This is a genomic window from Nitrosospira multiformis (assembly GCF_900111585.1).
Classification (GTDB): Bacteria; Pseudomonadota; Gammaproteobacteria; order Burkholderiales; family Nitrosomonadaceae; genus Nitrosospira; species Nitrosospira multiformis_B.
In genome coordinates, this window is the sequence record NZ_FOHI01000002.1 from 277165 (window position 1) to 300671 (window position 23507).

22 protein-coding genes are annotated in these 23507 nt (G+C 53.3%); 5 read left to right on the forward strand and 17 right to left on the reverse strand.

Translation table 11 applies throughout. The features are described 5' to 3' along the window. Positions 1-7: 7 nt before the first annotated feature. Genes BMW46_RS04325 through BMW46_RS04335 form a run of 3 tightly spaced genes read right to left on the reverse strand, consistent with a single transcriptional unit; the run spans position 8 to position 2531 of the window. Complete coding sequence (locus BMW46_RS04325) at positions 8-955, reverse strand: phosphoglycerate dehydrogenase (protein ID WP_074705160.1); 948 nt, start codon at positions 953-955, stop codon at positions 8-10. Further along, a complete protein-coding gene (locus BMW46_RS04330; RefSeq protein WP_074705162.1) occupies positions 952-1713 on the reverse strand; it encodes an HpcH/HpaI aldolase family protein in 762 nt (253 codons plus the stop codon). Before BMW46_RS04330 ends, BMW46_RS04325 begins: the two co-directional genes overlap by 4 nt. A gap of 50 nt (positions 1714-1763) precedes the next feature. Beyond that, positions 1764-2531, reverse strand: coding sequence for a 3-deoxy-manno-octulosonate cytidylyltransferase (locus BMW46_RS04335; RefSeq protein ID WP_074705165.1), 768 nt, complete (start codon positions 2529-2531; stop codon positions 1764-1766). 360 nt (positions 2532-2891) lie between these two features. Here BMW46_RS04335 and BMW46_RS04340 point away from each other — a divergent pair, with 360 nt between their 5' ends. After that, on the forward strand, positions 2892-4214 hold the full coding sequence (locus BMW46_RS04340; RefSeq protein ID WP_074705167.1) for a hypothetical protein: 1323 nt from the start codon (positions 2892-2894) through the stop codon (positions 4212-4214). A gap of 46 nt (positions 4215-4260) precedes the next feature. Beyond that, the gene (locus BMW46_RS04345; RefSeq protein ID WP_074705170.1) at positions 4261-5307 is read left to right on the forward strand and encodes a glycosyltransferase family 2 protein; all 1047 of its coding nucleotides are present in this window, start codon (positions 4261-4263) and stop codon (positions 5305-5307) included. Positions 5308-5427: 120 nt separating this feature from the next. Here BMW46_RS04345 and corA read toward each other — a convergent pair whose 3' ends face one another. From corA to rpiA, 4 genes are all read right to left on the reverse strand, one after another. Next, the gene (gene corA, locus BMW46_RS04350) at positions 5428-6498 is read right to left on the reverse strand and encodes a magnesium/cobalt transporter CorA (RefSeq protein WP_074705173.1); all 1071 of its coding nucleotides are present in this window, start codon (positions 6496-6498) and stop codon (positions 5428-5430) included. Positions 6499-6516: 18 nt separating this feature from the next. Beyond that, entirely contained in the window at positions 6517-8037 is a 1521-nt protein-coding gene (gene ppx / locus BMW46_RS04355; protein ID WP_074705176.1) for an exopolyphosphatase, read from the reverse strand. 36 nt (positions 8038-8073) lie between these two features. Continuing rightward, the gene (gene phoU, locus BMW46_RS04360) at positions 8074-8781 is read right to left on the reverse strand and encodes a phosphate signaling complex protein PhoU (protein WP_011379797.1); all 708 of its coding nucleotides are present in this window, start codon (positions 8779-8781) and stop codon (positions 8074-8076) included. Between the two features lie 87 nt (positions 8782-8868). Continuing rightward, the gene (rpiA, locus tag BMW46_RS04365) at positions 8869-9528 is read right to left on the reverse strand and encodes a ribose-5-phosphate isomerase RpiA (protein ID WP_177171032.1); all 660 of its coding nucleotides are present in this window, start codon (positions 9526-9528) and stop codon (positions 8869-8871) included. A gap of 137 nt (positions 9529-9665) precedes the next feature. On the opposite strand from rpiA, the gene ilvA reads away from it, so the two are divergent. Together ilvA and BMW46_RS04375 are read left to right on the forward strand one after the other, a co-directional pair. After that, on the forward strand, positions 9666-11177 hold the full coding sequence (ilvA, locus tag BMW46_RS04370) for a threonine ammonia-lyase, biosynthetic (RefSeq protein WP_074705182.1): 1512 nt from the start codon (positions 9666-9668) through the stop codon (positions 11175-11177). 175 nt (positions 11178-11352) lie between these two features. After that, entirely contained in the window at positions 11353-12681 is a 1329-nt protein-coding gene (locus BMW46_RS04375; RefSeq protein WP_074705185.1) for a porin, read from the forward strand. Between the two features lie 84 nt (positions 12682-12765). Here the strand turns inward: BMW46_RS04375 and BMW46_RS04380 are convergent, their stop codons facing one another. Then, entirely contained in the window at positions 12766-13206 is a 441-nt protein-coding gene (locus BMW46_RS04380; RefSeq protein ID WP_074705188.1) for a hypothetical protein, read from the reverse strand. 284 nt (positions 13207-13490) lie between these two features. Here BMW46_RS04380 and BMW46_RS04385 point away from each other — a divergent pair, with 284 nt between their 5' ends. Then, positions 13491-14846: a porin gene (locus tag BMW46_RS04385; protein ID WP_074705191.1), complete on the forward strand. Its 1356-nt coding sequence runs from the start codon at positions 13491-13493 to the stop codon at positions 14844-14846. A gap of 99 nt (positions 14847-14945) precedes the next feature. Here BMW46_RS04385 and BMW46_RS04390 read toward each other — a convergent pair whose 3' ends face one another. From BMW46_RS04390 to BMW46_RS04430, 9 genes are all read right to left on the reverse strand, one after another. Then, positions 14946-15380 carry a GNAT family N-acetyltransferase gene (locus BMW46_RS04390; protein ID WP_074705193.1) on the reverse strand — a complete coding sequence of 145 codons (435 nt, stop codon included), beginning with the start codon at positions 15378-15380 and terminating at the stop codon, positions 14946-14948. A 95-nt stretch (positions 15381-15475) separates the two neighbouring features. Continuing rightward, positions 15476-16783 (reverse strand): adenylosuccinate synthase, encoded by a 1308-nt coding sequence (locus BMW46_RS04395; protein WP_074705196.1) that lies wholly within the window; start codon positions 16781-16783, stop codon positions 15476-15478. 89 nt (positions 16784-16872) lie between these two features. Next, positions 16873-18048, reverse strand: a complete 1176-nt coding sequence (locus BMW46_RS04400; RefSeq protein ID WP_074705199.1) for an ATP phosphoribosyltransferase regulatory subunit — start codon at positions 18046-18048, stop codon at positions 16873-16875. A 59-nt stretch (positions 18049-18107) separates the two neighbouring features. Continuing rightward, the gene (locus BMW46_RS04405; protein WP_074705201.1) at positions 18108-18293 is read right to left on the reverse strand and encodes a DUF2065 domain-containing protein; all 186 of its coding nucleotides are present in this window, start codon (positions 18291-18293) and stop codon (positions 18108-18110) included. A 246-nt stretch (positions 18294-18539) separates the two neighbouring features. Further along, positions 18540-19400 carry a protease modulator HflC gene (gene hflC / locus BMW46_RS04410; RefSeq protein ID WP_371113495.1) on the reverse strand — a complete coding sequence of 287 codons (861 nt, stop codon included), beginning with the start codon at positions 19398-19400 and terminating at the stop codon, positions 18540-18542. 18 nt (positions 19401-19418) lie between these two features. Further along, positions 19419-20618, reverse strand: a complete 1200-nt coding sequence (hflK, locus tag BMW46_RS04415; protein ID WP_074705207.1) for an FtsH protease activity modulator HflK — start codon at positions 20616-20618, stop codon at positions 19419-19421. Positions 20619-20722: 104 nt separating this feature from the next. Then, positions 20723-21907, reverse strand: a complete 1185-nt coding sequence (hflX, locus tag BMW46_RS04420) for a GTPase HflX (RefSeq protein ID WP_074705209.1) — start codon at positions 21905-21907, stop codon at positions 20723-20725. Continuing rightward, the gene (hfq, locus tag BMW46_RS04425) at positions 21900-22145 is read right to left on the reverse strand and encodes an RNA chaperone Hfq (RefSeq protein ID WP_011379809.1); all 246 of its coding nucleotides are present in this window, start codon (positions 22143-22145) and stop codon (positions 21900-21902) included. The genes hflX and hfq overlap by 8 nt, the downstream gene beginning before the upstream one ends. Before the next feature lie 258 nt (positions 22146-22403). Continuing rightward, positions 22404-23405 (reverse strand): cytochrome-c peroxidase, encoded by a 1002-nt coding sequence (locus tag BMW46_RS04430; protein ID WP_074705212.1) that lies wholly within the window; start codon positions 23403-23405, stop codon positions 22404-22406. Positions 23406-23507: the final 102 nt, after the last annotated feature.

Here is a 23507-nt window from a genome sequence, read left to right on the forward strand (position 1 = left end):
TGCTGTTTTAACCTTTTTCCATTACACCCGCTTCGATCAATCCGCGCACCAGATTTTCCGCGGCTTCCAGTTCCATGCGCTGACGCGATTCTTTTGCAAGAGAGCCGATATGTGACGTCAGAATTGCGTTATCGCATTGCAGTAACGGGCCATGGTACGGTTCCTGCTCGAAAACGTCCATTGCCGCTCCCCCAAGCCGCCCACTGTTCAGGGCGTCGGCCAGCGCTGCTTCATCTATCAGACCCCCCCGGGCCGTATTGATGACAATCGCGCCAGGCTTCATCCGCGCAAATGCTTTTTCATTCAACAGATGGTGAGTGTCCGCATCGTAGGTCAGGTGCAGACTGATAATATCCGCTTCGGCTATCAAGGTTTCAAAAGGTGTGAGTTTCACGCCTTCCATTCCCGGAGGCACTTCCTTTACATAGGTATCGTGTGCCACCACCTGCGCTTCGAACGCACGGCACAGTCGGGCTACACGTGATCCCACCCGCCCAAGCCCCACAATTCCCACCTTTTGGGCAGCCAGCAGGCCTCCCTGGGCCCTGGGCCACTGCCCCGCGTGAACCAGTTTATCTGTCTGGCATATCTTCCTCAATGCTGCCATTATAAGAGCCAGCGAGAGTTCGGCAACCGCCTGGGCGGGAGCTTCCGGCGTGTTCAACACCTTGATTCCGTGCCGCTTCGCTGCACCAAGATCGACGCTGTCGAGGCCGCTGCCGCAGCGCGATACGACTTTCAGGCTCTTGGCACAGGAGAAAACCCGCTCTGTGAGAGGCTCCACGCCTGCGATCATCCCCACCGTATCTTCGCCCAGCAGGGCGATAACCTCCTCCTCGGTAAGTTTCCGCTTATGACTGTTTTCGGCAATGTGTATGCCTCTCTCCTGTAAAGGCCGGAGAGCCATATTATGGCTGACGTCGAATGACGAGGTGGAGATCGCAAGTTTGTTCATAGAGCTTCCCTGATGTTTTGCAAATGACTGCGGCAGACGGTATCGAGAATGCGGATATCCAGGCCATAGCCAAGAAAACTGAAGCCCGCCTCGATATTTCGACGCAACTGTTCCGGATGGGGTTCGACTACATGAATTCCGCCTGCCTTGCCTGCGCGTCGCCCGGCATCTTTTACCCGTTCTATCGCAGCCTGGACTTCCGGATCATCGAGTTCTCCTGGACGGCCGAGTGATCCCGAAAGATCGTAGGGGCCTATGATATAAGCATCGATTCCCGGAACGGAAAGAATCGAATCGATGGCATCGACCGCATCGATATGCTCGATCATGGCAATGATGACTGCATTTTCTTCCAGCCAGTGGCGATATTGCTGAAACCGCGCACCATACCCTTGGGCGCGCGCGAGGCCGACCCCCCGTTGTCCACGTGGAGGGTAATATACTGCGTTTACGGCCGCTTCGGCATCCGCCGCCGTTTTGATCATGGGCACCATTACGCCTGTTGCCCCCGCATCCATGATCCGCTTGATCTGGTCAGGATGATTCGACGTCAATCGCACGATGGCGGGGCATGCACGGCTGTCGAGCACCTGGATCAGCATCTGAACTTCGCTCAGTTCCAGAACGCTGTGTTCCGTATCCAGCACCAGCCAGTCAAATCCCGCCGCAGCCATGATATCGGCGATGGAAGGATGTCCCAAGGTGATCCAGGAGCCGATGGTCAAGGCGTTGCGGGCCAGTTTTGCTTTTAATTGCACGTATGAACCTTGAGAAATGAATTGCGTTCGAGAGAGTTATAGAGTCCGCATCAGTATGATGCGAGTAACGGGTCTTTCTCCATCAGTCTGGCTACACGCTCCAGGTCGGCCTGGGTATCGACAGCTTGGGTATTGAACCGGGTTTCCACCATTTTTACACGATAACCATGCTCCAATAGCCGCAGCATGTCCACCGATTCAAGCTTCTCGAGCGGCGTGGATGGCAGCCTGAAGAATTCGAGCAACGTTTTACGGCGGAAAGGAATGATGCACACCTGTTTGAAGGCCAGAGTATGTGGAAAATCAGAGCCGGCGGACAGGGCGGGCGCCGGCACAGTCGGAATCGGCTGGCGTGACATGAAGAGGGCGTCGCCACGCTGGTCTGTAACAACCTTGATTGTATTGAAGTCGTAGAAGTCCCCTTTATTATCGATGCTCCGCATGAGATTCACGCAACCCAGTTCCGGATCATGCCGGAATGGAGCCACTGCTGCGTCGATCATCTCCGGGTGAGTCATCGGTTCATCGCCCTGTACCATGACGATAAGTTCAGCATCGATTTCTGCCACCGCCTCGGCCACCCGGTCGCTCGCACGTTCGTGAGTATCTGCGGTCATAATCACCGGCGCACCGAAATTCTCTGCGGCGCGTCGTATTTCGTCATCGCAGGTGGCTATATAGGTTGCATCAAGCGCCTTGCTCAAGGCGACACGTTTATACACATGCTCGAGCATGGTTCGGCCCAGCAGATTCGCAATGGGTTTTCCTGGAAAACGGGACGAACCCATACGGGCCGGTATAACAGCAATTGTTTTCATGTGGGATTTATGTTAATTGAAGGCGATGAAGCCGAGCTTTTCACTTTGACTGATGACTGCCTTTATTTATCGGGATAGGTTGCCCTTAAAGGTGCGCATCAGGCATCGGAGGATTATACAGTGAGTGATTTCTGAAGCTATGTTTTGGCGATTGCAGCAGGGGTGCCGCAAAAATCGGGCTAATGGCTCAGTGGTGACTCCATTTTAACAGAAGGCTGGGGAAGTAAAAACATCTGCAATGCTAGTAAAATCGTTATCAGCCCGTGTAAAATTGCAAGATTTTTCCCTGAGAATGTCTCAAGGGCCTCAAAATGAGGAGATGCAGCGTATTGCTTGCGTCCAAGGAATGGGTATGTTGGTATGAAAGCTTTATTTTTCCTCCGTCATTATAATGACATCGATCACATTACACCGGTCATTTACAAATGGACCAGCAAGGGTCATACCTGCGACATTGTCCTGATCGGCAACTCGCGATTCCGCACGGATTATCGCATCGGATTCCTGAAAGACCTCAAGGGCGTGCGGATGGCCTACATTGCGGATGTATTGCCGCCGCTCGACTTTATCAGATGGTTTTTCCAGACGCTGATACTGATCCGTAGCCTGCGTCGCCCCTTCCTCGGGCCGATCATGAAGAAACTGGAGGAGGTTTATGATGCCAAGCGGCGCGAGCCGGTTTGGGAGCGCACAGCAAAGCACTTGCTGACCCGGAGTTTCGCAGCGAATGAGGAAGGCGTGGTGGTGTTTGACTGGATAGAACGCAATTCCTCCATCTGTGTGGAATGGGTCAAGGTGGTATTGGCGACGGCGCGCGGAATGGGGTTGGGTACGGTATCGCTGCCGCATGGGGACAGTCCCCACGCCAGTCAGTTGATCCGGCGGCGCGAGTTGCGGCTGGAGCCGGATACCACATTTGCCAACGCCGGTATTTTCGAGAAGGTTGTGGTGCCGAACGAGTTATGCTCAGTGCGCTTTCGCCCTTTCATGGATAACCAGAAACTTGCGATACTCGGTTCCCCACGCTACTGCGACGAGTGGCTCGCTAAACTGGCAATGTTGATGCCCCCATCACCGCTGACGCGCTCCGATAGCAACCTCAAGGTGGTGATGTTTCTGAGAAAGAGTAATTTTTCCACTTTCTGGGAAGAAGTGGGAGAGGTAGTGCGCATAGTGGCAGGCTTTCCTGGAGTGGAGCTTATAATAAAGCCGCATACCCGCGGTGGCTGGCAGCAATCCCTGACAAAAGATGTTTCGCTCCGGCGTTTGCCCAACGTGCGGGTAGCGGGGGGCAGTCTTCATTCCATCCATCTGATGAACTGGGCAGATGTCATTATCGATCTTGCCACCTCTGTAGTATTCGAGGCGGTAAAGGTCGGGAAGCCTGTACTGGCGGCGGATTACCTCCACGCCGGCCGCTCGGCTCTTGCTGAATACCTGCCGGAAGCAGAATTGCGTTGCCGCGATGATGTGTATAAACACATGGAAAAATTCCTTGCCCAAGGTTGTGATTCTTTTTATATAGAAGAGCATCGTCAGCGTTTCCTCAAGGAAATGATCGATGTAGGGGACCCGGACGTGTTATCGCGTTATGTCGCGCTGCTGGAGGGACAAGTGCGGCCAAAGGCAGACCAGAGTCAGCCTGAGTCGCAAAGCAACACCAAAGATTTTGCTTTTGCCTGATTAGCCGGCTTCGCTGGTAGTTTTCTCAAGGAGGTTACTGAGCCGTATGCCGGCGATGCCACCCATCGATGTGGTGATTCCCGTCTATAATGCACCGGTGTTGACACGGCGCTGCATCGATTCGGTCGTTGCCTGCCTGAGCCAATCCATACGCTTCATTTTCATTCAGGACGATGCCTCGGGCATGGAAACCCACGCCATGCTGGATCAATTGCCGTGCGAGCGCATACGCGTGCACCACGCGCGGGAGAACCAGGGTTTCGGCGCCTCGGTAAACGAAGCAATCGGTCGATCCGACGCATGCTACGTGTTGGTCCTGAACTCCGACACAGTAGTGGGTGAAGATTTTTTACCGCTCTTATACGCAGCATTCGTCGCTGATTCCCGGTTGGCGGTCATCATCCCTGCGGGGAATGATTTTGCCAGATATGATTTGAACCGGTATGTGCGGCAGCCAGGCGGCTATGTTCAGACACACCGCCTTCGGGGTCACGCGTTTCTCATCCGCCGGGAGGTATTCCGGGATGCGGACGGTTTCGATCTGGCATTCGGCCGCGGCTACTATGAAGATGTCGATCTTGGGCGCCGGCTCAACAAGCGCGGTTGGCGGGTGGGCGTGCATCCGGACGCTCACATACAACATGAGGGTGGTGGATCGTTCGGTCGCGGCCGCTCTTTCAAGAAACTGGTCAGGCGCAATCGTAAGCTTTTTTTTTCGCGCCATCCCAGCGCAAAGCGTAATATTCTCCTTCTTTCCGGAGACTGCCCGCTGGCGGGTTTTCCATTGAGCCTGCTGGAGGCGCTCGACGATGTGTTTTGCGGAGGAGGATACGTTTACTGGCTTTCGCCCGAAGCGGCAGGCATGCTTCTCTGTTTGCAGATGAGGAGTCTCTCGTCGGGCGTGGATGCTGCCGTGAGGCTATTCTTATGCAGTTGGCGTGAGGACAAGCGTATTTCGGAAATCTGGATATTGCCCGATGTCCCACGCTTGCGATATGGAGCGCTGACCTTATGGGCGCGTATTTGCGGCTTGCGGATACTGACCTGGGAAAGAGCGCCTGCCGAGGAAAATTGTACTCCTAAGCTACTTTGAATGCTCTGCGGAGAGAACGGTGATTTCAGCCGAAGCGATGAATCTCCCGCAAGAACTGCGAGGTCCCTGAAGTTTAAAAAAATTCTGCAGCTATCCTTTTGGGCTTTTGTATCCGGGCTGTTACAACCATTTTTTCCAGCGGAACAGTAGCAGCATCGCAACACTGATGACTGCCATTGTGGCCAGTACAACAAAAAAACCCATATGCCATTCAAGCCCGGGCATGTATATGAAGTTCATTCCGTAAATGCCTGTTATCAGCGTCAATGGCATGAATATCGTGGTAATGACGGTAAGAACTTTCATGACAGTGCTGATGCGGAAGCTTACACTCGATAAATAAATATCGAGCATACCCGCCGTGACATCACGTAGCGATTCAATCGATTCGATAATGTGGATGGTATGATCATACACATCCCGCAGATAGAGCAGGGTATTGCGGCTAAACAGGGGTGAATCTCCACGCTGCAACGAACTGATCACTTCACGGAGCGGCCACAGCGCTCTGCGTAAAAAAACGCCTTCACGCTTGAGTCTCTGAATGGATTGCAAGGTTCTCGGCTGCGGGTGGGCGACCAGTTCCGTTTCCAGCACCTCCGTTTTTTCGTCGAGGCGTTCAAGAATGCTGAAGTAGGTGTCGACTACTGCGTCAATCAGGCTGTACATCAGGAAATCGGCACCGAGCTTTGCGCTTTGGCCTTTGCCCGATCGCAGGCGGTCGCGGACTGACTTGAATTGAACATCACTCGCTTCCAGAAACGACAGCACGAAATCCTTGCCGAGTACGAGGCTTATCTGTTCGGAATATATTTTCTCTTCCGTGCCTCTGGTTTCATACCCGAAGGTTTTGAGCACCACGTACAGGTAATTTCCGTAATCCTCCACCTTGGAGCGTTGCTCTGTGTTGAATATGTCTTCCAGTACCAGAGGGTGAAGGTCAAAACACGCGCCGATTTGCTCGATCATGTGGATGTCGCCCAGTCCCTGCAGGTTAACCCACTTGACCCCGGAAGCATGTTTGATCTTTTCGGCAAGTTCCGCGGGAGCCACTTCGGATTCACGCACGCCTTCCAGATCGTAATCCAGCAAGGTTATGCGTGGTGCCGCGCCTTTCTTTGCCCCGATATGCATCAGCATGCCCGGCGGCAGGCCTGCTTTCGTGGATCTCTTTTTGGAAGGGGATGTCATTGCATCCGGATGATGGTTTTATACAGAGGCGGGCAGCTTGCTTCCGTCGGCTCCGGTTATGCCAAAACGAAAACCAAGGGTATCCCACTGTTCAATTTCGGCCAGCAACGCGTTATGCGTCAGGGGATTACGTTCCAGCCACTTTCTTTCAAGACATAAACTGAATTCCTTGCCTCGAAGGCTGACATCGAGCCTTGGAAGCATCGTCTCACAGCGGCTGCGATGAAACAATGCCGCGAGGCGAAGCGCTAACAGCAGGGCGAAATCAGGCTCTATCATGTTTCCCCGCGCTTTGCCGATATCGCCGCGGTGGACGAGCGCAAGCATGCTTAAGCGCTCCTGCTCCCTTTGGGAAAAACCTGGCATGTCTGCATTGCCCAGGATATATGCAGAATGCTTGTGATAACCGGAGTGTGCGACCGAAATACCTACTTCATGCAGCCGGGCAGCCCATGAGAGAACTTGCAGATGTTCTTCTCCATTATCAAGAAAGGCCGTCAGCAACTGTTCTCCAAGCAAAAGCGCAGTCGATTCCACCCGTTTTGCCTGCGCGCCATCCACATGGTACCGGCGCATGAACTGCCTGACCGTCACTTCGCGCATGTCATGTTTATGGAAGCGACCCAGCAGATCGTACAGCACGCCCTGGCGTAAAGCACCCATGCCTTGCGCCATTTGGGAAATTCCCAGCTCTGAGAACGCGGCGGACATGATGGCGAAACCACCGGCTATGACAGGCGCCCGATCGGCTCTGATACCCGCGAGGTCGAGTTTTTTGATGTCGTCCACCTTGAGCAGATGATTACGAAAATTTTCCAACCCTTCCCGCGTAATCTCTCCGTTACTGCTTCCACTGTCCAGCTGGTTCAACCGGATGATATCGCCTAAGGCGCGTGCCGTGCCGGATGATCCGTATGCAAGCTGCCAGTGTTCACTGGAAAATTCCTTTGCGATCGCCTGAATATCGCTGCGGGCCGAAAGTTCGGCACGGTTTATGGCATCCCTGCTGATCCTGCCGCCCGGAAAAAAGCGCAGGCTATAGCTGACGCAACCCATATAGAGGCTTTCCAGCTTGACCGGCTTCAGCTTGCGGCCAATGATAAATTCAGTAGAGCCGCCTCCGATGTCCATCACCAGGCGAGCATCAGGAGAAGCAGGGAGGCTGTGCGCAACGCCCAGATAGATGAGGCGCGCCTCTTCGTGACCCGAGATGACTTCAATGGGAAAACCCATCGCTGCCTCGGCTTTTTTGAGAAATACGGTCGCATTTTTCGCCACCCTGAGAGTGTTGGTCGCAACCGCACGTACAGCATGGGGAGGGAAGCCGCGCAGGCGTTCACTGAAACGCTTGAGACAGGCCAGTGCGCGTGCCTGGGAATCCTCATCCAGGCGCTTGTCGGGAGTAAGACCGGCGGCAAGACGAACCATTTCACGCAGATTGTCCAGCGGATAAAGCTGTCTGCCTTCCACTCGCGCGACTTGCAAACGAAAGCTGTTGGAACCGAGATCTACCGCCGCAAGTGTGGAGTATTCGGGCATGAGGTCTATTGGCAGGCTTCCAGGCGACGGGAGGACCTACTCCCGTATTTCGCGCTCGATTTCTTCAACGGTGACGTGACGCACGTCCCTGCCCTTTACCATGTATACCACATATTCGGACATGTTTTTGGCATGATCGCCGATGCGCTCGATCGCTTTTGCAATAAACAGGATTTCCAGGGCAGTCGATATCTTGCGCGGATCTTCCATCATGAAAGTGATAAGTTGACGCATGATGGAGCGGAATTCCTCATCCACGAGCTCGTCCTGGCGCACTACCTGAGCGGCGGCCGTGAGGTCCAGACGCGCAAAAGCGTCCAGCGATTTGCGCAGCATCTCCAGCGCAACGTTGGCCACATGACGTATCTCGACGAAACGGGGCATGTGCATGCGGTCCGCAGCATAGATGAGTTTGGCCATGCGCGCGATCTTTTCCGCTTCATCCCCGATGCGCTCGAGGTCGGTAATGGTTTTGATGACCGTCATGATCATGCGTAAATCACCCGCGGCTGGCTGCCGGCGCGCGATGATCTGATTGCAGATCTCGTCTATCGATACCTCCATCGCATTGACCCGATGGTCATCGGCAATGATATTTTCGATCAGACTCTCGTTGCCGGTGATCAGCGCTTCAATCGCTTTTTCGATCTGTTCTTCCACGAATCCGCCCATATGCAACACGCGTGTGCGCACCGCTTCGAGATCCGCGTCAAATTGCTTGGATATATGTTCGTGGCTTCCCATTTCTCACCTGTGGATCGATTGAAAGCAAAAAATAACAAAGGATAATATCAGTCCGTTGTGACAATTCTACTGATCTTTGACCTTCCCTCAGATAACAATGGTGCGAACGCCTCCTTCGCTCCCCAACAACAGCAAATCCGCAGGGCGTCTCGCAAACAGGCCATTGGTTACGATGCCGGTGATCTGATTGAGTTCCGTCTCCAGTTCAATGGGATTCAGGATCTGCAAGCCATGCACATCAAGAATCACGTTACCGTTATCGGTGGTAAATCCCTGCCTGAGCATGGGTTGCCCCCCCAGCCGTATTATCTGGCGCGCCACATAACCGCGCGCCATCGGGATAACCTCCACGGGCAGTGGAAATTTGCCGAGCACATCCACGAGCTTGCTCTGGTCCGCAATGCAGATAAATTTTTTCGCCACGGCGGCCACGACTTTTTCCCTGGTCAGCGCTCCACCACCCCCTTTTATCATATGCAAATGCGGCGTTATCTCATCAGCACCATCCACATATAACGGAAGCTCGTCGACATTGTTCAGGTCCATGACCTCGATTTCATGTCCGCTGAGCCGGCGGGCAGTTGCTTCTGAACTTGCTACCGCTCCATCGATCCTGCTTCTGATGTCGGCCAGTGCATCTATGAAGTAGTTGGCGGTAGAGCCGGTGCCGACGCCGACAATGCAGCCTGCGGGAATATGTTGAATAGCGGCGTGCGCGGCCGCACGTTTCTGCTCGTCCTGATTCATGATGTTATTTTTTATGTCTGAAAATATTGATTGTTTATGAGCATAATACTATCAGCCCATTTTAACAATGAAGCTGGACATTTAGAGTTTCGCGACATGTTAAAATGCTCAACCTTTAAAATCGCAACCCCATTTCGATGAAGATCAGTTACCTCGAAAGAATTCTTACTGCGCGGGTTTATGACGTCGCGGTAGAGAGTCCTCTGGAGCTTGCGCCGAATCTTTCCACACGTATAAATAATCAGCTATTCCTGAAACGGGAAGATGTGCAGGATGTTTTCTCGTTCAAAGTGCGGGGAGCTTACAACAAAATGGTCAAGCTTTCTCCCGCGGCGCTCGAACGCGGAGTGGTCACTGCCTCTGCCGGCAACCATGCGCAAGGTGTGGCCCTCGCTGCGCAGCGATTGAACTGTCGGGCCACCATCGTGATGCCTGTCACCACGCCCCAGATCAAGTTGCAGGCGGTCGAGGCACGCGGGGCAACAGTGGTTTCCTATGGTGACTCCTATGACGAAGCCTATGCGCACGCCCATGAATTCGCCGAAAAGAACCAGGTAACCTTCGTACACCCCTATGACGATCCCGACGTCATTGCCGGACAGGGAACGATCGGAATGGAGATACTGCGCCAGCATCCGGGGGAAATTCATGCGATATTCGCGCCCATCGGTGGAGGTGGGTTGATTTCGGGTGTTGCGGCTTATGTAAAAAGGCTTTATCCGGAAATCAGGATTATCGGTGTGGAACCCGTCGACGCCGATTCCATGTATCAGTCGTTGAAAAAGAACCGCCGTGTCCGGTTGCCGCAAGTCGGATTGTTTGCAGACGGGGTCGCTGTCAAGCAGGTAGGGGTGGAAACTTTTCATTTATGCCGCGAACTGGTCGATGAGATCCTGCTTGTAGATACGGATGCCATCTGTGCGGCAATCAAGGATGTGTTCGAGGATACGCGCGCCATACTTGAACCTTCGGGAGCGCTCTCGATTGCAGGGGCCAAGGCTTATGCAAAGCGGGAAGGTATCCGCGGCAAGAACCTGATTGCGATCGCCTCAGGTGCGAATATGAATTTCGACCGATTGCGCCATGTATCCGAACGGGCGGAACTGGGTGAGCAGCGGGAAGCGGTCATGGCGGTGACGATTCCCGAGGAACCCGGCAGTTTCAAGAAGTTCTGCGCAATGCTGGGACCGAGAAGTATCACCGAGTTCAACTATCGTTTTGCCGGTCCGAAGGAGGCGCATGTGTTTGTAGGGGTGTCGGTAAAAAACCGGGAGGAAGCGGCGAAACTGATCAAGGACCTGGAGAGCCACGGCTTGCGCACCGAGGATTTGAGCGACAATGAAATGGCAAAATTGCATATTCGCCACCTCGTGGGCGGGCATGCACGTGATGTTAAAAATGAAATCGTCTATCGTTTTGAGTTTCCCGATCGTCCGGGAGCGCTCATGCAATTTCTGAACAGCATGAGCAATCATTGGAATATCAGTCTGTTTCATTACCGCAACCACGGGGCAGACTATGGAAGGGTGCTGGTTGGCATGGAGGTGCCGCCGGAGGAGAAAGCAGATTTCAAGGCATTTCTCGCTCAACTCGACAATCGTTATTGGGACGAAACCCAGAATCCGGCCTACAAATTATTCCTGGGATAGGGACAGATAGCGCTGGCTGTTTATCCCCCGACAAGCTTTGTGCGCCCTCGAAATTGAGTATTGCGTGGGTTGCAGTGTTAAACCTTCAATAGTCCAATTCAGATGAATACAGTCATGTAAAAAAACGGTTTTGAAGGTTTCACAGCCGTGTCCGGGAGCTAAGGAAAAATTCAGAATGAAATGCATGCGAAAGCGCAGCAGCCGGATTCCGTACGGAGTAGGTTGTTTTTTATTGATCTTCATGAGCAACAGCATTGTTCAGGCGGTTGATATAGCAGGGTGGTTGAAGGAGAATGGTGTAAGGGCGGGAGGATGGATCAATGCAGGAGCAACCTATAATCCCAGCAATCCCGTCAACGGATACAACGGCCCCGTTACCTTTGCCGACCGCGCAAACCGGTTTCAGTTGAATCAGTTCAATCTATATCTCCAGCGCACGGTGGTTACGGAAGGCAAGGCTTTTGATCTCGGGGGGCGTGTCGATTTCATGTTCGGCACGGATGCGATCTATACCCAGGCTTTCGGTGTTCCGCCATTCGACGTGAATACCGGTCAAGTCTTGAATAGGGGCCACTGGGATCTGAATATATGCTGTTCATCGACACGGACGTACGGCATCGCGCTACCGCAAGCGTATCTCGAAGCCTATATACCGTTGGGTAATGGCTTGAACATCAAGGCAGGTCATTTTTATTCACCGACAGGATATGAAACCGTTCCTGCACCCGACAATTTTTTTTACACTCACGCCTATACCTTTAACAATGGGGAGCCATTCACCCACACGGGTGTCGTAGGGAACTATACCATCAACGGGAATTGGTCGGTAATGGGTGGCGTCATCACCGGGAGCGCAACCGGCGGTTGGGATGGCGGATTTGACAGAGAGCTGGGAAACTGGGGAGGGCTGGGCGGTATTACCTGGGTCAGCGACGACAAAAGGACTTCGGCCAACATCACGGGGAGCTACAGTGCGACGTCCACCCGCAGCAACAGACCATGGGGAATGTACAACATTGTGCTGCAACACAGGATCACACCGAAAACCCATCTGGTTCTACACCACGTTCACGGCTATGCCGGCGGCGTTTTGCTGGGAGGGGTGCCAAAGAATGTCGAATGGTATGGCATCAATACTCACCTCTATTATGACCTGTTGGAAGACCTTTCGGTGGGTATTCGCGGCGAATGGTTCCGGGATCGGGACGGTTTTCGCGTCTCTTCGCCCTTTCGCGTGGTAGCCGCGCTCAACCATACCGGCACCAGTTTTGCAGGCGATCCATCCGGCGTGATCGCGGCGCCTGCAGACTACTATGAAATCACCTTCGGGATGAACTGGAAGCCCTCGAAAAGGTTGCGGCTGGACTGGAAGCCGATGCAAAAACTGAACATCCGTCCAAATATCCGCTACGACCGTGCCGACGGCATTGACCATTCGATCCGGCCTTTCAACAACAAGAAGGATCAGATCATATTTTCCCTCGATGCGATAATTCCCTTTTGACGCGAGGGGGCGGGCGCTCTGGAAAAACTGGCTTATCGCGGAGGGAAGTAAGAGTTGGACAATAGGAAATAGCCTGGCAGCCTGTTATTCCACAAGCCCGGTATGCTGTCCCCCCTCCCCATGTCTTTGGACTGCGTGCAGCGGGCGCGAGTGGAGATCGGGCTGGGCCTGCTCTCGAGCCATTTTTCGGTGAAAAGCGGCCTGCATCATGTTTTCTTCCGTTTTTTTCATATATTTACGCAATAAAGCTGCAGTATGAGCCTTCAGGTCCTGGGCACGCCTTCCGTATAGATAGCTTTTTTCCTCGTAGTGGTCCAGCAACTTTTTCTCTTCCTCGGCCTTTGCCTGCATTTTTCGCGCCGCATCCTCAAAATACTCGCTCAAGGCCTCGTGATCGCCGCGCATTCGCGCGTTCTGGATGACGCGACGTGCACTCGTGTTCTGAACCGCTTCATGAGGGCTTAACTGCGCGCAAGCGGCTAATAAACCCAAGGATAAGCCATAAAAAAAAGTTCTTTTATTCATGGGCCCCTCTTTTTACGTGCTAATTACGTACTCATCAGAGTGAGAACAAACACCCAATCTTGAAGGTACTGAATTGTCGATACTTTGTCAAGCGTCCAATGTTATAAGTACCTACTCCTGCCTGCCGCTTCCGTCTCTTTCGTTCATTCTCCATCTCTTTGTGGGTGAGCAGAATAACTTCACAAATACTTAACAATAATCTAACACTTTCTTTATTTATCTCATGTTACGTTGCAAACAGAATAACAATTTTCGTGGTAGTGTTTTGCCAAGGGGAGCCAATCATGAAACGCCTACCGAAACGCAGAAGAGGAATGATCTTTGCCTCTGCGGTCAGCCTGTTTACAACTCTCGAGAATCCCGACAGCGCTTACGCCAATACCGCGTTGGAATGGTTCAACGACAACGGCATCAGACTCGGCGGCTGGATCAACGGCGGGGCGACTTTCAATCCTACCCAGCTCACCGGTTTCAATGGTCCAGTAACATTTGCCGACCGCTCCAACCGATTTCAGTTAAACCAGTTCAATATTTATGTGCAACGCCCTGTAGTAGCCGAGGGCAGCACCTGGGATTTCGGGGGACGTATCGATTTCATGTTCGGAACGGATGCAATTTTTACCCAGGCTTATGGTGTTCCCGCGTTCGATGCGAATACAGGCCAGCCTTTAAACAGAAGCAATTGGGATCTTGATGTGTGCTGCGCTTCAACCCGATATTATGGGATTGCGTTTCCGCAGGCTTTTGCCGAAGCCTATGTTCCTGTTGGGAACGGATTGAACGTCAAGGTAGGTCATTTTTACACTCCAATCGGCTACGAGTCGGTACCGGCACCCGACAATTTCTTTTACACTCATGCCTATACCATGCAGTATGGGGAGCCGTTCACGCATACCGGGGTGCTGGGCAACTATAAGATCGCGCAAAACTGGACGTTCATGGGGGGCGTTACCACAGGTAGCGCCACCGGCGGCTGGGACGGCGGGTTCGACAAGCAGTTGGGCAATTGGGGGGGGATTGCGGGCATCACCTGGACCAGCGAGGATATGGGCACGTCGGCCAATATCAGCGGAACCTACAGCGCAACCTCGACACGCAGCGATGAACCGTGGATGTTGTACAGCATCGTGCTGAAGCATAAATTCACCGACAAGACCCATTTTGTGCTGCAACACGACCACGGTTTCGCGGGAAATGTTTTCCTGAATAATGTCTTTTATAGTAACGTGATCAAGGATGCCGAATGGTACGGCATCAACACCCATCTGTATTACGACCTCATGCCGGAATTGACGATCGGAGTGCGGGCCGAGTGGTTCCGCGACCGGGACGGGTTCCGGGTATTTTCACCGGGACGGGTGGCTGCCGCCACCGACAACCGGGGATTCAGTTACGCGCTTGGACGCAATCAGCTTGGCAATAGTACCAGCAGTCCGGCTGATTATTATGCAGTCACGGTAGGCATGAACTGGAGGGCGGCGAAGAGGCTGAAGCTCGACTGGAAGCCGTTGCAGCAGTTCAATATTCGTCCAAACGTTCGCTACGATGCCGCCGACGGACTACATGGCATCGATTATCGGCCCTTCGGGGGGCATAAAGATCAGGTGGTTTTATCCCTTGATTTTATGGTTCCGTTTTGATTTCCTGATTTCCACTTTCTCAGCCCGCTACAGGGTCTAATCTGTAACGCCGAAAAGGAGGAGAACGGGACAAGTTAGCGTTTCAAGGTGCTTCTATCGTTAGCGCGGCCGAAATTGCAACATCATTTTCACGTGAGGAATTCCGGCATCCAGGAATTCCGGTCCTGCCTGCTGAAAACCAAACCTGCTATAAAATCCGATTGCGTGTGTCTGCGCGTTCAAGGTAACTGAAGGAAGCTGCCGGTTTTCCGCTTCCTTCAGCAACCGATCCATGAGTGCGCTGCCCACTCCTTTGCAACGCCAATCCCCCAATACGGCCATGCGTCCGATCGAAGCATCCGGTAGCAACCTTGCCGTACCTATCGGGTTTCCTGAAGGATTCATCGCCAGCAGATGTACGCAAATGACGTCGAACTCGTCCCATTCGAGTTCCGCAGGTACTCCTTGTTCTCTGATAAAAACCGCCTCTCGTACTGCTCGTAGTGCCAGACCGTCTTCCTGCCAGCTTGCCGCGCGTACTATGTAGAGGCTCATATTGGTTCGACTGGGCCTGGTAATCTGCGGGTGTGGCGAAAGTTTCTGTTCCTGCACTGTCTGCCTCTCTGCCTGTCGGGCGACAGGCTTTCCAGCTACTCGAAAGGGTGTCGCAATACAATCGTTTCTTCCCGATCCGGTCCGGTCGATATCATGTCTATCGATACCTCACACACTTCTTCCATACGCTTGAGATAGTTGCGCGCAGCCATTGGCAGTTGTTCGAAATTGCGGATACCCACGGTGCTTCCACTCCATCCGGGCATTTCCTCGTAAACCGGTTCGCAGGAGGCAAGTTCCTCCGCTCCTACCGGCATGATGCCACTGAATTTTTCTTCCTCTCCCTTTCCCGTCATTTTATAACCCACGCCCAGCCGCAGGGTTTCAACCCCATCCATCACATCGAGCTTGGTGACACACAATCCGGAGACGCCATTAATCTGGATGGAACGTTTCAGGGCAGCGGCATCGAACCACCCACAGCGCCGGGGACGCCCCGTGGTTGCCCCGAATTCATTGCCACGCTTGGCGAGATGCCTGCCGACCTCATTATCCAGTTCGGTTGGAAAGGGTCCCGCCCCCACGCGTGTGGTATAGGCCTTGGTGATCCCCAGCACATAGTGCAACATCTGGGGGCCGATTCCACTTCCTGTTGTCGCGGCACCGGCAATGCAATTGCTGGACGTAACAAACGGGTAAGTGCCATGATCGATGTCGAGCAGCGCTCCTTGCGCCCCCTCAAACAGAAGATTCGCGCCCGCCCTGTTGGCTTCGAATAAAAGCCGCGGCACATCGGCAACCATGGGGCGGATGCGTTCCACCAGTGAGAGCGTCTCGTCCATGGTTTGCTGAAAATCGACGACTGGCGATTGGAAATAGTTCTTCAACACGAAATTGTGATAATCCAGTATCTCGCCCAGCTTTGCCGCGAAGCGGTCACGATGGAACAGATCCTGCAAACGGACGGCGCGCCGCGCCACCTTGTCCTCATATGCCGGCCCAATACCCCGTCCGGTCGTGCCGATTTTACCCAATCCTCTGGCGATCTCGCGCGCGTTATCCAGGGCCACATGACAAGGTAGAATGAGAGGACAAGCCTCGCTGATACGAAGCCGGTTAAGCACATCGATGCCTGCGCGCTCCAGCATATCGACTTCATCCAGAAGCGCCTGCGGCGACACAACCACGCCATTACCGATATAGCAGGCGACGTCCTTACGGAGAATTCCGGAAGGAATCAGATGTAGCACGGTCTGCTTGCCACCAATGACAAGTGTATGACCCGCGTTGTGTCCTCCCTGGAAGCGCACCACCCCCTGTGCCTGATCCGTAAGCCAGTCCACGATCTTGCCCTTGCCCTCATCACCCCACTGGGTTCCTATGACAACTACATTTTTACTCATATCGCTTCTTTAACGTTTAAACCTCTGTAATGTTTGAAAGGTAAAGGGAGGAAGAACTTTCCTTCCTAAAGCTGGCTAATGACTGGCATTCAGATGAGTGCATCCACTATCGACCACACACCGTTTTCCGATACGAGTTTTTTATCGCAATTGAAGGAGTTGACGTCATTTTCATGACCCGGCAGGGCAACTATCACGATCTGGCCTTCGTTACGAAGCTGTTCGATTTTCTTTTCCAGCGCTCTGTCCTCCTTTATGAAAGGGGCCAGAATTCCTCTGGGATAAGAGTCCGAGGACATCAAACCGGATAACTCGCGCAGATCCATGCTGAAACCTGTTGCGGGTCGCGCTCTCCCGAATGCCTTTCCAACCTCGTCGTAGCGTCCACCCACTGCGATTGCATTGGGACAATTGTCGGTATATGCGGCGAAGACCATCCCACTGTGGTAGTGATATCCGCGCAAGTCGGCAAGATCGAATGCCAATGTATCCACGAGCGGGCTCAGTTCGCCCGCTACCATTTCGAGTTCGTCCAGCGCCTTCATGATTTCGGGGTAGGGCGGGAGGGCGCTGCGCGCCAATGTCAACACATTCTCGTCCCCGTAGAGCTCGGGTAACAGCAGAAGCGCCTCCCGCACCGAGGCATCCACCTGTTTTTTCAGCCCGGCGCAGAGCTCTTTCAATGCTGCCTTATCCTTCCCCTGCAAGGCTCCGGACAATTCCATTTCCAGGTCAGGGGAGATACCTGTACTTCTGATCAAGCCGCGAAATACCGCGACATGGCCGAGATCCAGGTGTATGTTTCCCACACCGGCGATTGCGAGAGATTGCAGCATCAGACGCTGGATTTCCAGATCGCTCTCAAGTCCCTGATGACCGTAAAGTTCCGCGCCGATCTGCAACGGTTCCCGGGTGCGGGTCAGGCCCGATGGCCGTGCATGCAGCACGCTGCCCGCATAACAAAGTCGGGTGATGCCCTTCCGGTTCAGAAGGTGTGCATCGATGCGAGCCACCTGTGGCGTCATGTCCGCGCGCAAGCCCATCATGCGGCCGCTCAGTTGATCCACCACCTTAAGCACGCGCAAATTCATTTTCCCCCCGCTGCCAGTGAGAAGCGATTCCACATATTCCAGCAACGGCGGGCCCACGAGTTCGTAGCCATTCACGAACAACCAGTCCAATACCCGCCGGCGCATCATTTCTATCTTCAGCGCTTCGGCGGGCAGAATGTCCTCAATGTATTCGGGAAGAGCCCATGCACTCATATTCATGTCGGGGTCGTGATCAAGACAGGATAAGGCGGGTATGGAGGGTATGGAAAGAATTATTTCACAAGATAGAGCAGGAGCAACCCGACCAGCATGGAGGTCAGGCCGATAAAACGTATCTGGTTGTCGCCGGCTTCGGTCAGTTTTCTGAAAGCCTCACGCCATACACCCGGCATCAGAAAGGGGACCAGCCCTTCAAGCACCAGCATCAGGGCAAAGGCCATTAACAGAGTGTCCCACATATTGGAATAACCCGAACAGACGGATGCTTACCGCGTCAGCCGACATCGAAGCGGGTGTCGGCCCAGAAATTCGCTGGAGAAATTGCCAGGAGTTGCCGCTCTATGTGGAATCATTTACAGCGAGGAAAAAAGACTGGAAAAGCGGGGAGCGATATTCGACCCATGGAATTACTGTCGGTAGCCCCGAAGCAGCCAGCCGTATTCCCGAACGGCTGCTTCATCCGAATGAGCTATCTACCGGCACATCTATTTCCCTCCTCGCCCCGAATTCCTCATATACTTGAAAAACTCGGAGGTCGGTTCCAGTACCATGATATCGCTCTTGTTTTTGAAGATTTCCGTGTAGGCGTCGAGGCTGCGATAAAAGGAATAGAATTCCGGATTCGACTCGTAGGCGCTGGCATAAATACTTGATGCTTTCGCATCGCCTTCACCCTTTATTTCCTGGGCTTTCCGGTAGGCTTCGGCAAGAACGACCTCGCGCTGGCGATCCGCATCCGCGCGAATCTTCTCAGATTCCGCAGCACCCGTCGAGCGCAGTTCATTCGCCACCCGTTTCCGCTCAGCTTCCATTCTACGGTAGACCGATTCACTTACTTCCTGCGGCAGGTCTACTCTCTTCAAACGCACGTCTACGACTTCCACTCCGATTTTACGCGCATCCGCATCGGCCTTTTGCCGCATGATTTCCATGATTTTGTCGCGCTCGCCGGACACGACGTCATGTACCGTCCGATTACCGAATTCATCGCGCAAGCTGGAATTGACCGTTTGCGACAGACGCGTCTGGGCGAGCATCTCGTCCCCGCGCACGCTGACATAGTATTGCTTGACGTCCACGATACGCCACTTCACGAACAGATCCACCAGAACGTTCTTTTTTTCGGACGTTATGAAGCGTTCCGGCTCGGCCGTATCCAGCGTCAGAATGCGCGAATCAAAGTAGCGCACGTTCTGCGCCAGCGGGATTTTGAAATAAAGACCCGGAGATGTCTTTACATCCACCACTTCACCCAACTGGAACAGAATTGCCTGCTGCCGCTGGTCGACTATATACAGTGACGAGCTTGCCACAAGAAACAGGATGATAAGGACAACAAATAACATTGGGGTATAGTTTTTCACTTATCTTGTCTCCCGTTCGCGGCCACGAAATGCTTCCCGGGTGCGGGTAGCGGCGTCTGCCGTAGGTTCCGGCGGCGACGCAGGCTGTGTCTCCGGCATTGTGCCAGACGAGGAAGAAGGTCCGCTCATCTGGATCAGCTTGTCCAATGGCAGATAAAGCAGGTTATTGCCATTTTTCTGGTCCACGATAATTTTGCTGGTGTTGGAAAGTACCTGTTCCATCATATCCAGATAAAGCCGGTCACGTGTCACACCCGGTGCCTTGCTGTATTCAACGAGAACCTGCTTAAAGCGGCTCGCCTCACCTTCGGAGCTCGCAATCACCCGTTGCTTGTACCCCTCAGCCTCTTCGAGGAGGCGGGCCGCATTACCTTTGGCCTTCGGAATCACATCATTCGCATAGGCCTGACCTTCGTTTTTCTGCCGTTCCCTATCCTGTCCGGCTTTGACGGCGTCATCGAACGCCGCCTGTACCTGTTCGGGCGGTTGGGCGTTCTGCATCGTTACCTTGCTGATGGCGATGCCGATCTTGTAGCGGTCAAGGATATCCTGCATCAGCTCTGTGGCTTTTGCCGCCACCTGTTCACGCCCTTCATAGAGCACGAAGTCCATCTTGCTCTTTCCGATGATTTCCCGTATCGCGGTTTCCGCTGCTTGTAGCACGGCGTTTTCAGGGTCACGATTGGTGAACAGGAACTCCTCCGGATTTTTCAGGATGTATTGCACGGCGAACTGGATATCAATGATGTTCTCGTCGTCGGTCAACATGAGCGACTCCTTCAGCACCTTGCTCCGGACATTGTTACGATAGCCGATTTCAACAGTCCGCACCTGGCTTACGTTAACGGGTTCAACGACCTCGATAGGGTAGGGCAGATGCCAGCGCAAGCCGGCCTGCGTACTCTCCACATATTTTCCGAATCGCAGCACGATACCGCGCTGGCCCTCGTTGACAATATAAAATCCGCTTCCTATCCACAACAGCAGAAGCAATCCGGCAAGCAGTCCGACGCCGCCGCTGTATTTTTTGGGACCGACCGGAGGGCCGCCTTCATCACCTCCTGAACTGTCGCGCCTTCCTCCACCCTTGCGCTTCAACAGGTTGTTGAGCTTCTTGTTAAAATTTCGCCACAACTGATCCAGATCGGGTGGACCGGAATTGCCTTTTTTTCTTCCCCACTGAGGATCATTTAATCCCATGATGATTCCTATTTTTTTGTTTAATGGAGCAGCCCATCAAACTCTACCGTGAAAAACCCCGAACCAGATTTGTGGAAAGCAAAAATTCCTGCATTATTTGACATTCAGTGATACCCGCTCGTTATATCCCGGGCTTCCGACTGATTATCGGGCTCTCGTAAAGCCGCGCGCTCCCCGAGTTCTTCGGACAATGCCAGATTAATAAATTCCAGCCCTTCGCCAGTTTTGGCGCTCAATCGAACTTGTACGATTCTACCATACTCGTCCCGCTGGTAACCCGCAGAGCTTCCCGGCAAATCGATCAGATCTGCCTTGTTCAGTACCAGTATTTGTGGAATGCGGTCAGCACCGATTTCCTTCAGCACTTTGTTGACTTCATCAATCTGTTCGCTGCGATTGGAGCTGCTGGCATCCACGATGTGGAGCAACAAATCTGCTTGCACCGTTTCTTCCAGTGTCGCCCGGAATGCTGCCACCAGCGTGTGCGGCAGGTCCCGGATGAAGCCCACCGTGTCGGAAAGCACGAGCGGACCGCGACCCGCAATAAACAACTTGCGGGTGGTGGCATCAAGGGTTGCAAACAACTGGTCAGCAACATAGGTATGGGCGCGAGTGAGTCTATTGAAAAGAGTGGATTTGCCGGCATTGGTATAACCGACCAACGAAACCGACATCACTTGCGCACGCTGCCTGGCGCGCCGTTGCAGGGCTCTTTGCCGCTCGAATTTAGCGAGCTTTTCTTTCAGCACCTTGACACGTTTTCCGAGCAGGCGACGATCGGTTTCCAACTGTGTTTCACCAGGGCCGCGCAGACCGATACCGCCCTTCTGCCGCTCCAGGTGTGTCCAGCCCCGCACCAGCCGCGTGGCCAGATGTTCGAGCTGGGCAAGTTCCACCTGCAACTTGCCTTCGTGACTCTTTGCGCGCTGCGCGAAAATGTCCAAGATAAGGCTCGTGCGATCGATGACCCGCCGCCTGAGTCGTTGCTCCAAGTTACGCTGCTGGGCAGGCGAAAGATCATGATTGAAAATAACCAGCGAAGCGCCGGTTTGCTCCACCGCGCCCATTATTTCATCGACTTTCCCGCTACCTGCGAAAGTCGCAGGATCCGGGCGAAGCCGTTTCCCCAGCACTACAGCGGAAATTGCAAGGCGATCACTGGCGGCCAGTTGCCGTAATTCTTCGAGATTTTCTGCAGAGTCGCTGTCATTTAGATCGAGACTTACCAGAACAGCAGAATCAACAGCGGCGTGAGTGTCGGGCGCGTTCCCACTAGAGGAATCAAGCATCAGATATAGGAGGCGCCTCAAATGGAATGTTGACAGCTCTTGCGGGGACTACCGTAGAAATTGCGTGCTTGTAGACCATCTGGGTGACGGTATTCTTCAACAGCACTACGTACTGATCGAATGAATCGATGTGTCCCTGCAGTTTGATTCCGTTTACCAGATAAATCGAAACCGGAATATGTTCCTTCCGCAAGGTATTCAGAAACGGGTCTTGTAACAATTGCCCTTTAGCGCTCATACGTGACTCCGTGTTTTAATTATTCAAAAAATAAACTCTACTTGATTTTGAAGCGTAAATCCATATTCCTGCTGAGGTCGACTGAAGGTCGAATCGGGCAGGTATAAAGAGTTATAGGTCAGTTTGCGCCTATTTCCAATATAAATATTCCGCCAACTATCAGATACGCCATTGCTGCACTCCATCCAGGCGCTGCTATACAGCCCGGATAGAGTGCAAGCCTTGTTTTCTCTGCCGATGAACAGAACCTCCCGCTGATCAATCGAACGGATGAGGTTTGGGTGTATCCTTGCTCGAGGGGGGGAGAATAGGCAAGGTGAGATGGGGTTGCTTGCCGGTCAACGTCTTCAGAAACGCCACGATTTTGGCATTTTCGTCCTTGGTGAAATTACGTCCCAATTGTATCCGGCCCATGGTATTTACCGCGTCTTCCAGGGTTGCCGCGGCCCCGTCATGGAAATAGGGATAGGTTAGTTCCACATTTCGCAATGTGGGCACTTTGAAGAACAGGCGATCCTCCTCTTTGCCGGTTACGGCAAAACGGCCTTCAGCCTTGCTCTGGGTTTTATAGGGTTCAAGTACGCCCATTTTCTGGAACGATGCCCCCCCTACGGCCTGTCCGTTGTGGCAACCCGTGCAGCCCGCGTCCTTGAACAGTTTGTACCCTTCGAGTTCCGTCTTGTTGATGGCGTTCTTATCGCCTTTGAGCCATTTGTCGAAACGGGAATCCGGCGTTACCAGTGTTTCTTCGAAGGCAGCGATCGCGTCCGTTGCCATGCCTATATCGACCTTGTCCGAACTGTATATCTGCTTGAAGCGCGCCCTGTACTGGGGAATGGATTGCAGGACGCCCACTGCCAATTCATGGCTGAATGCCATTTCCCCCGGATTGGCAATGGGACCGCCTGCCTGATCTTTCAGGTCTTTGGCGCGACCATCCCAGAATTGGGCCAGATTCAGGCTGGAATTCAGTACCGTGGGCGAATTGATCGGACCCTGGTGCCATTTGTGGCCAATGGATGATGGGAGATTGTCGGATCCACCCATGCTCAGGTTATGACAGGAGTTGCACGAGATGAAGCCGGATTTGGAAAGACGGGGATCAAAAAAAAGCATTTTGCCCAGTTCCACCTTGTTTTCATTCTTGGGCTTGGCTGCCTCGATCGGTTTTATGGGTTCGTCGGCGGCAGCGGCCAGAGCAGGCGGAGCGGCAATCGTTCCAACAGCTAGCAGCGACGTTATTAATGCCCGCAATATCATCGTAATCTCCTAAAAAGCTCGGCTGTAGTGGCGCAGCCGGTTACGCCTACATCGGAAAACTGAGGGCAGGGCTATCCGCCAGCTGGGGATGAACACAACTGT

Coding starts and splice junctions, on each gene's coding strand:
- rpiA (WP_177171032.1), bottom strand. CDS start 9,528: ATGAATCAGGACGAGCAGAAACGTGCGGCCGCGCACGCCGCTATTCAA.
- hflK (WP_074705207.1), bottom strand. CDS start 20,618: ATGGGATTAAATGATCCTCAGTGGGGAAGAAAAAAAGGCAATTCCGGT.
- BMW46_RS04325 (WP_074705160.1), bottom strand. CDS start 955: ATGAACAAACTTGCGATCTCCACCTCGTCATTCGACGTCAGCCATAAT.
- BMW46_RS04340 (WP_074705167.1), top strand. CDS start 2,892: ATGAAAGCTTTATTTTTCCTCCGTCATTATAATGACATCGATCACATT.
- BMW46_RS04375 (WP_074705185.1), top strand. CDS start 11,353: ATGAAATGCATGCGAAAGCGCAGCAGCCGGATTCCGTACGGAGTAGGT.
- BMW46_RS04385 (WP_074705191.1), top strand. CDS start 13,491: ATGAAACGCCTACCGAAACGCAGAAGAGGAATGATCTTTGCCTCTGCG.
- ppx (WP_074705176.1), bottom strand. CDS start 8,037: ATGCCCGAATACTCCACACTTGCGGCGGTAGATCTCGGTTCCAACAGC.
- BMW46_RS04405 (WP_074705201.1), bottom strand. CDS start 18,293: ATGTGGGACACTCTGTTAATGGCCTTTGCCCTGATGCTGGTGCTTGAA.
- hfq (WP_011379809.1), bottom strand. CDS start 22,145: ATGAGCGCTAAAGGGCAATTGTTACAAGACCCGTTTCTGAATACCTTG.
- BMW46_RS04400 (WP_074705199.1), bottom strand. CDS start 18,048: ATGAGTGCATGGGCTCTTCCCGAATACATTGAGGACATTCTGCCCGCC.
- BMW46_RS04390 (WP_074705193.1), bottom strand. CDS start 15,380: ATGAGCCTCTACATAGTACGCGCGGCAAGCTGGCAGGAAGACGGTCTG.
- ilvA (WP_074705182.1), top strand. CDS start 9,666: ATGAAGATCAGTTACCTCGAAAGAATTCTTACTGCGCGGGTTTATGAC.
- corA (WP_074705173.1), bottom strand. CDS start 6,498: ATGACATCCCCTTCCAAAAAGAGATCCACGAAAGCAGGCCTGCCGCCG.
- BMW46_RS04335 (WP_074705165.1), bottom strand. CDS start 2,531: ATGAAAACAATTGCTGTTATACCGGCCCGTATGGGTTCGTCCCGTTTT.
- BMW46_RS04430 (WP_074705212.1), bottom strand. CDS start 23,405: ATGATATTGCGGGCATTAATAACGTCGCTGCTAGCTGTTGGAACGATT.
- BMW46_RS04345 (WP_074705170.1), top strand. CDS start 4,261: ATGCCGGCGATGCCACCCATCGATGTGGTGATTCCCGTCTATAATGCA.
- phoU (WP_011379797.1), bottom strand. CDS start 8,781: ATGGGAAGCCACGAACATATATCCAAGCAATTTGACGCGGATCTCGAA.
- BMW46_RS04395 (WP_074705196.1), bottom strand. CDS start 16,783: ATGAGTAAAAATGTAGTTGTCATAGGAACCCAGTGGGGTGATGAGGGC.
- hflX (WP_074705209.1), bottom strand. CDS start 21,907: ATGCTTGATTCCTCTAGTGGGAACGCGCCCGACACTCACGCCGCTGTT.
- BMW46_RS04380 (WP_074705188.1), bottom strand. CDS start 13,206: ATGAATAAAAGAACTTTTTTTTATGGCTTATCCTTGGGTTTATTAGCC.
- hflC (WP_371113495.1), bottom strand. CDS start 19,400: ATGTTATTTGTTGTCCTTATCATCCTGTTTCTTGTGGCAAGCTCGTCA.